Here is a 267-nt window from a genome sequence, read left to right as displayed (position 1 = left end):
GCTATTTTAATGGCCAGGTTAGTGAAGATGATGCAAATAAAATATTAAATTCTACCATTTCCGAAGCTGAAATGGTTGCTTTGAAGTCATTAGCGAGTACGGTTAAGGACAGAGAAAGCAAGAAAGCTATAAACGATTATCTTAGTCAACTTGCAGCAAAGAGCCGTATAACCCGGCTTGACGAGTGGAAGTTTAAAGCTTATATTTCCGCTAAAGCGGCTGGGGCTACTGAGAAGGCAGAAAATTTAAAGCTCTATTCTGAAGTAG

At 39.3% G+C, this 267-nt stretch carries 1 pseudogene; it reads left to right on the top strand.

The features are described from left to right. Positions 1 to 267: pseudogene (locus FC20_RS10575) on the top strand (phage head morphogenesis protein); the annotation flags it as partial.

Origin of the sequence: Lactobacillus equicursoris DSM 19284 = JCM 14600 = CIP 110162 (assembly GCF_001434815.1) — a bacterium.
GTDB classification, from domain to species: domain Bacteria; phylum Bacillota; class Bacilli; order Lactobacillales; family Lactobacillaceae; genus Lactobacillus; species Lactobacillus equicursoris.
This window is presented reverse-complemented; position numbering and strand designations above follow the sequence as displayed.